Raw genomic sequence first — 7,400 nt, 5'->3', positions numbered from 1 at the left:
GATAATAAGACATGTAAAGGAATTTCGCTTATCTTATTTTTAATAAAATATTCAACAATTTCAATTTGCTTTTTTGCATTTGCAGGAATTTCAGCTAACATTTTAGTCAATTTAGAAAAGGATTCACTACATTTAATAACTTTTATCGTTTTCCTATTTGTTTTCTGTTTGACTTGATAAATCATTTCCAAATGGCCTTTATTCATTTCCTTTTGAATTTCACTTAGAGGCACAACATCTTGTATTTCTTTTAAATCAACGTGATGCCTCTTCTCAAAAAAGGGTCTAATCGATTCAGGGAGGACTCCAACATCATTTGTCAATAATCCTAGTACTTTTTCATATTTCGCCTTCATTGCTGCAGGTAACATTGCTTGAAAAGCAGAAATCTTAAAGCAGAGTGTCGTTTCAGTTAACCATTGTCCTAGTTGTAATAGTTCATTTGTTAAACAAGGTGTTAAATCGACCAATTCTGTGATCGATTTTAACCTCTTATAATCTGAATGATCCTTCAATTGAATAATAAACCCTTGAACCTTTCGTGGCCCAAATGGCACGATGACTCTCATACCAGGCTTGACAAGCTTCTGCCATTCTTCAGGAACTTTATAATCAAACGCACGATCAGTTTGCATAGCAGGGACATCTACGATAACACTCGCATATTTCATTTTTATCCGCGCTCCCTTAAAAGCAAATGCACTTTATCTAACAATTTTTTTGCAACCTGTATTTTCGACATTAAAGGCAGCTCTGTTTTATTTAATTCCCGATCAATCATTGTCACAATGTTTGTATCAGTTCCAAAACCGGCTCCTTTTGATAGGATATTGTTTGCTACGATTAAATCTAAGTTTTTCGTTTCAATTTTTTTCTTTGCATATTCTTCAAGATTATTCGTTTCAGCTGCAAAGCCAACTAGTAATTGATGAGTTTTTTGTCTGCCTAATTCTTTTAAAATATCATTTGTGCGTTCCATTTCGATGACTAACTGAGTAGACTGTTTTTTCATTTTTTGCGTATATTGCTTTGCAGGTCTGTAATCAGCAACAGCTGCTGATTTTATCACGACTTCCGCGTCATTATACCTTTTCAGTACTTCATCAAACATTTCCTGAGCAGTTTCAATGCGAACAGTTGTAACGGTTTCTGGAGGTGCTATCGCAGTAGGTCCTGTGATCAACGTGACATTTGCCCCTAATTTCGCTGCTTCTTCTGCAATGGCATACCCCATTTTCCCTGTTGAATGATTTGAAAAGAATCGAACCGGGTCAATTTTTTCTCTCGTTGGTCCTGCAGTTACAATCATTTTCACATTGTGAAAAGGACTTCCAGATTCGATTTTTTCGAAATGGTTCACAAGTAATTCAACGATTTTCTCCGGCTCCTCAAGTCTTCCTTTGCCAACATAACCACATGCAAGAAAGCCTTCGCTCGGTTCAATAAACCGATAGCCAAATTGATATAGCGTTTGAATATTCTCTTGTACTGCTGGATGCTCATACATATGTACATTCATGGCAGGGGCAATCCAAACTGTTGCCTTTGTTGCCATTAGTGTAGTTGTCAGCATATTATCAGCGATCCCATTAGCCAATTTACCGATCGTATTAGCAGTAGCAGGAGCAACAAGAACTAAATCTGCCCAATCAGCTAAATCAATATGAGCGATTACTTGAGGATTTTTTTCATCAAAGGTATCAAAATAAACCTCATTTCTAGAAAGTGTTTGAAAGGTTAATGGTGTGACAAATTCCATAGCAGATTTGGTCATGATTACCCTTACCTCAGCACCAGCTTGTACTAATTTACTCGTTAAGGCTACAGCTTTATAGACCGCTATTCCTCCGCTAACACATAATAAGATTTTTTTTCCTGTAACCATTCAATTCCCCCCATTTATCTTTGTTATTTATCACATTAATGGTTTCATAAAACTCCTATCGTGTACATTTTAATATTGATTAGTATATCATTCTTCCCATTCCTATATTGTCTATTTTGCTTAAGGATTGACCAAGAAATAGTAAAAAGAAAGTACCATGTTCTAAAGTTGCCTGTAGTGTAGATGAAACTCCTATTGGATACAGAGGATCTGTTTTCTCACCATCTCCCTATGATAGTGAGCACTCTACAAGGAAATTAAAAAGCAACAAATTTTCGAAAACAGCCAAAGAAAAAAAGGGGCTGCCTCTAAAAGAGTTAGCCCCTTTAAAAGACAGCCTTCACCGCATATTATTTTTCATTTCTATGGTAATTTAACAGGCCTGCGTTAATTTCCTCTAAAGCTTTCCCAACATATTTATGAGATACTGGCTTAGCAATCTGTTGGTCACTTAACTCCTGCATTTCTCGTGCACGCTTTGCAGCAACAGTTACAAGTGTATATTTTGAATCCAATTTATTCATTAAAACATCAATTGATGGGTATAACATTTATTCAACCTCCAAAATTTTTTTATAGCGTGGTGCGACGCGCTCACGTCGACAATGCTCTGCCGTAACAATGGCCTTTATTCTTTCACATGCTAACAAAACATCATCATTTTCAACAACATAATCATATGCATCCATCATAACAATTTCTTCCTTCGCCACTTTCATGCGATTATTAATCAGCTCTTCAGACTCAGTTCCTCTTGTTACGATGCGATTTTTCAGCTCATTTAAGCTTGGAGGACTTAAGAAAATAAACAGCCCCTCCGGAAAGGCATTTCGAACTTGTAATGCACCTTGTACTTCAATTTCAAGAAATACATCTTTACCTTCACTTAGTGTTTTCTCAACATAATCTACTGGTGTTCCATAGTAATTCCCAACATATTCAGCCCATTCAAGGAGCTTGTTTTCTGATATTAATTTTTCGAATTCTTCCCTTGTTTTAAAGAAATAATCGACACCATCAACTTCCCCTTCACGAGGTTTTCTCGTAGTCATGGAAATCGAATATTCAAATTTTGTATCTTCTTGGGAGAACAATTCCTTTCTTACCGTACCTTTTCCAACCCCTGAAGGTCCTGATAAGACGATAAGTAAACCTCTTTCTTTCATCAATGCTTAAACCCTACCCTTCATCTGAAAGCTCATCTTTATTTGAAAGTCTTTGTGCAACTGTTTCAGGTTGTACAGCTGAAAGGATAATATGATCACTATCCATTATAACAACTGCTCTCGTTCTTCTGCCATACGTTGCATCAATTAACATCCCTCTATCTCTTGCATCCTGAATAATTCTCTTTATTGGAGCTGATTCAGGGCTAACAATTGAAATAATTCGGTTGGCTGAAACAATATTGCCAAAACCGATATTAATTAATTTTATGCTCATATGTATGCTCCCCCTAATGAAGGACAAAACTATTTTTGCCCGATAAGCCAGTTTATAATCAAATTTTCAGGCTTACTCAATATTTTGGACTTGTTCCTTTACTTTTTCAATGATACTTTTTAATTCGACAACATTTTTTGCTATCAACTGATCATTTGCTTTAGATCCTATCGTATTAACTTCTCGGTTTAGCTCTTGTACTAGAAAATCAAGCTTTCTCCCAATCGGTTCATCTATTTGAATTGTATCAGCAAATTGTTGGATGTGGCTATGTATTCTTGTTATTTCTTCACTAATATCTGCTTTTTCAGCAAATATTGCTACTTCGGTTAAAATACGCTGTTCATCAACTTTGCCTTGCATAAATTCCGAAATTCGCTTTTCTATTCGCTTACGGTACTGTTCAATAACATTAGGTGCCAATTCCTCTAATTCAATGGTTAGCTTCTTCATTAGCTCAAGTCGATTCAACAAGTCTAGTTTGAGCTGATTACCTTCCGCTTTTCGCATATCCGCTAGCTGTCTTGTTGCTTCTTCAAGAATTTGCAATAGCTCCGATTCAATTGAATGATTTATTACAGGTTTTTCAATTATTTCGATGCTTTCTTTTAAAGATAAAATATGTTCAAGCTTTACATCATCATGTAGCGAATAACGTTTTTTCATCATGTTCAAAGAATCAATATATTCAGAAACGAGATCCCAGTCAACTTGAATGGATTTATCTAAAAAAGTATCACCTTCAAAATTGATATAAACCTCTACTCTTCCTCTTCGAATGAAGCGGTTGATCAGTTTCTTCATTTTATCTTCATAAACGATAAGCTGTTTCGGCATCTTTAGTGCGATATCAAGAAACCTGTGATTCACAGATTTCATTTCAACCGTCATTGAAATCGAGTCAACTTGACCGGTTGCACGACCATAGCCTGTCATACTAACTACCATAACGGATTACAACACTTCCCTCACTAATACGATTATCAATCTATTGATATAATAATACTACATTAAACGATCACAATGATGAAATCAAAATTATCATCATAAAAATAAGATTTATTTATATATAATAGCTAAAATTATGTTTGAGAAGAGCTTTCGAATCGCTATATTAAATAGTATTTTCTTGACAGTGAAATTTCGCAAAAATCTGTTAAATCATTCTAGTATAGTTCAAAAAAATCCAAAAGGGATGACTTTTGGGTCACCCCTTTTGGATTATATCATAGTTTATGCTGTTTTTCTTGTTAAAAGTGACCCCGCTAATAAAAAAGTTGGGATCGCAGACATTCCTAAAATTAATAGCCAATCTCTTAATAAAATTGGGATCGTATGGAATATCGGCTGTAACGGTGGATAATAAATGACGACGAGCATTAACAAAATGGAAGAAACAACCGCGCCAATTAGATACATATTTTCAAACGGATTTCTCTCAAAGATAGATTTTTCGCTTCGACAATCAAATACATGGATAAGCTGTGCCATAACGAGTGTAGCAAAGGCAACAGTTTGAGCATATGCGAGCTCGTTTGGATTGCGATAATACACGATCATAAATGCAGCTAATGTCACAATCCCTATTAAAAACCCCCTAGAGACAACCTTCCAGCCGAGCCCTCTCGAAAAAACACCTTCTTTAGGATGTCGCGGTTTTCTCTTCATCAAATCTCCCTCTGGCTGGTCTAAGCCTAAGGCCATTGCTGGCAGTCCATCTGTTACGAGATTCACCCATAAAATTTGAATCGGAACGAGTGGTAGTGGAAGGCCTAGAATCATCGCAAATAACATTACAAGGATTTCCCCTACATTTGATGCAAGTAAATAACGGATAAACTTTCTAATATTTTCATAGATATTTCTACCTTCTTTAATGGCTGATTTAATAGTAGCAAAATTATCGTCAACTAATACAAGTGATGAAGCCTCTTTCGCAACATCTGTACCAGTTATCCCCATCGATATTCCAATATCAGCTGCCTTAATTGCAGGAGCATCATTTACTCCATCACCTGTCATTGCCACAATATGACCTTTATTTTGTAAAGCTTTAACGATTTTTAGCTTATGTTCTGGTGATACTCTAGCAAAAACATACACATCATCAACAATTTCCTCTAGCTCCTCAACAGAAAGTGAGGATAGCTCTCTTCCCTCTAAAACCTTTCCATTCGTCGGTAAAATATTGAGCTGTTTCGCAATTGCCTTTGCGGTTATAACATGGTCTCCAGTTATCATAACCGTTTTTATTCCTGCATCACGGCATTCCTTGACAGCCTGTTTTACTTCTGGGCGTGGAGGGTCAATCATTCCTTGTAAGCCTATGAAAACTAAATCCTTCTCAGCTTCATAGCTCGTTTCAATTCGCTCAGTAGAGGAAAGCGGCTTAAAGGCGATCGCTATGGTTCGCAAAGCCTGGGAAGCAAGAGATTCGATTGCTCCCTTTACTTTCTCTTCGTACTCACGTGTCAATCCCTCTTGTCTTTCATTCCATAAAATACTTTTCGATATACCTAATAAAACATCTGGTGCACCTTTTGTTACGACAAAACGTTTACCGTTTTTATCTTTAACGATAACACTCATCATTTTTCTGACAGAATCGAATGGAAACTCTTCGACAACTTCAAAGCTTCTATATAGATTTTCCTTTTTTAAACCCGCCTTCATTGCAGCAACTAATAATGCCCCTTCAGTCGGATCACCATCTAAAATATAATCGTTGTCTTTTTCCATAATGGCAGCACTATTACATAATGCACCAAATGTTAAAATTTGCTGTAATGTTTTCGTTTTGGCAACATCGATTTCCTTATCACGATACATGAATTCTCCATGTGGATGGTAGCCAGTACCGCTCACATTCCAGACTTTGTCACTTGACCAAATTTGCGTGACAGTCATTTTATTTTGTGTCATAGTACCTGTTTTATCCGAACAAATGACTGAAGCACAGCCTAATGTTTCAACAGCCGGTAACTTCCGAACGATGGAATTTTGTTTAATCATCCGCTGAACACCTAGTGATAGTGCAACCGTTACAATGGCCGGTAGCCCTTCAGGTATTGCTGCAACTGCTAATGATACACCTGCTAAGAACATATTATAGATGTCATGACCTTGTAATACACCGATTCCAACAACAAGAACCGTCAATAATAATGCCACTACTATTAATATTTTCCCTAGCTGTTCTAGCCGTCTTTGCAGTGGTGTTTCCATTGTTTCTGCATTTTGTAATAAATCGGCAATTTGCCCCATCGCTGTATTCATGCCTGTACCAACAACAATCCCGATTCCGGAGCCCCGAGTAACCAATGTCCCCATGAATACCATATTCGTTAAATCGCCAATCCCAACATCTTTACCAACAATCGGTTGAATTGACTTTTGTACTGGGAGAGATTCACCAGTCAAAGCAGATTCTTCAACCTCTAAGCTCTTAGATTCAATCAGGCGCATATCAGCACCGATGCGATCTCCACTTGTAAATTTAACAACATCTCCTGGTACTAATTCTTTTGACAATACTCTGACCCATTCTCCATTTCGTAGTGCAACTACTTGAGGTGCTGAAAGCTCTTTTAGTGCCTCTAAAGATTTCTCAGCTTTTCTTTCCTGAAAAAAACCAAGGATTCCATTCACAAAGACGATCGCAATAATTGCAATTGCATCAATGTATTCCCCTAGTAATCCTGAGATTAATGTTGCTGCTAATAATACGAGCACCATAAAATCTTTAAATTGATTTAAAAATAATAATATTGCAGACGGTCTTTCAGCTTCTTTTAATTCATTAAGACCAAATTTTTGCTCACGCTGCTTCACTTCCTTTGACGTTAACCCCGATTCGACATCAGTATTAATTGCATTTGTAACTTCATCTGCTCTCATTTCATGCCATTTCATTTATTCCCTACACACCCCTTAAACAGAATGATACTTACAACAGAAGATATGAAGAACATTCCACTCCTTCTTGCTTGTCTATAAGACAACTTATTCAGACTCGTCCTAAAACATGCTATAATCAAATAGAAAAGTTTGAATACATTTAACGGTATTTATT

7 protein-coding genes are annotated in these 7,400 nt (G+C 36.5%); all 7 read right to left on the bottom strand.

Annotated elements, in window-relative coordinates; genetic code table 11:
- Positions 1-671, bottom strand: a 671-nt coding sequence (locus HU235_RS16110; protein WP_459213475.1) for a primosomal protein N' family DNA-binding protein, incomplete at its 3' end; no start/stop codon positions are given.
- Positions 672-673: 2 nt separating this feature from the next.
- Positions 674-1,885, bottom strand: coding sequence for a bifunctional phosphopantothenoylcysteine decarboxylase/phosphopantothenate--cysteine ligase CoaBC (coaBC, locus tag HU235_RS16105; protein ID WP_174880860.1), 1,212 nt, complete (start codon positions 1,883-1,885; stop codon positions 674-676).
- A gap of 350 nt (positions 1,886-2,235) precedes the next feature.
- Entirely contained in the window at positions 2,236-2,436 is a 201-nt protein-coding gene (gene rpoZ / locus HU235_RS16100; RefSeq protein WP_095298776.1) for a DNA-directed RNA polymerase subunit omega, read from the bottom strand.
- Positions 2,437-3,051 carry a guanylate kinase gene (gmk, locus tag HU235_RS16095; RefSeq protein ID WP_095298778.1) on the bottom strand — a complete coding sequence of 205 codons (615 nt, stop codon included), beginning with the start codon at positions 3,049-3,051 and terminating at the stop codon, positions 2,437-2,439. It abuts the gene before it with no gap.
- A gap of 13 nt (positions 3,052-3,064) precedes the next feature.
- On the bottom strand, positions 3,065-3,328 hold the full coding sequence (remA, locus tag HU235_RS16090; protein WP_026559405.1) for an extracellular matrix/biofilm regulator RemA: 264 nt from the start codon (positions 3,326-3,328) through the stop codon (positions 3,065-3,067).
- Positions 3,329-3,400: 72 nt separating this feature from the next.
- On the bottom strand, positions 3,401-4,276 hold the full coding sequence (locus HU235_RS16085) for a YicC/YloC family endoribonuclease (protein WP_095298780.1): 876 nt from the start codon (positions 4,274-4,276) through the stop codon (positions 3,401-3,403).
- A 285-nt stretch (positions 4,277-4,561) separates the two neighbouring features.
- Positions 4,562-7,240 (bottom strand): calcium-translocating P-type ATPase, SERCA-type, encoded by a 2,679-nt coding sequence (locus HU235_RS16080; protein ID WP_174880859.1) that lies wholly within the window; start codon positions 7,238-7,240, stop codon positions 4,562-4,564.
- Positions 7,241-7,400 lie beyond the last annotated feature (160 nt).

The sequence above is a fragment of the Metabacillus niabensis genome, from assembly GCF_902829255.1.
Taxonomy (GTDB): Bacteria; Bacillota; Bacilli; order Bacillales; family Bacillaceae; genus Metabacillus; species Metabacillus niabensis.
Note: the sequence above shows the minus strand (reverse complement) of the source record. Positions and strands in the feature narration are given on the sequence as shown.

Bases quoted from the DNA above. Each gene is read 5' to 3' on its own strand.
- coaBC (WP_174880860.1), bottom strand. From the start codon at position 1,885: ATGGTTACAGGAAAAAAAATCTTATTATGTGTTAGCGGAGGAATAGCG.
- rpoZ (WP_095298776.1), bottom strand. From the start codon at position 2,436: ATGTTATACCCATCAATTGATGTTTTAATGAATAAATTGGATTCAAAA.
- gmk (WP_095298778.1), bottom strand. From the start codon at position 3,051: ATGAAAGAAAGAGGTTTACTTATCGTCTTATCAGGACCTTCAGGGGTT.
- remA (WP_026559405.1), bottom strand. From the start codon at position 3,328: ATGAGCATAAAATTAATTAATATCGGTTTTGGCAATATTGTTTCAGCC.
- HU235_RS16085 (WP_095298780.1), bottom strand. From the start codon at position 4,276: ATGGTAGTTAGTATGACAGGCTATGGTCGTGCAACCGGTCAAGTTGAC.
- HU235_RS16080 (WP_174880859.1), bottom strand. From the start codon at position 7,240: ATGAAATGGCATGAAATGAGAGCAGATGAAGTTACAAATGCAATTAAT.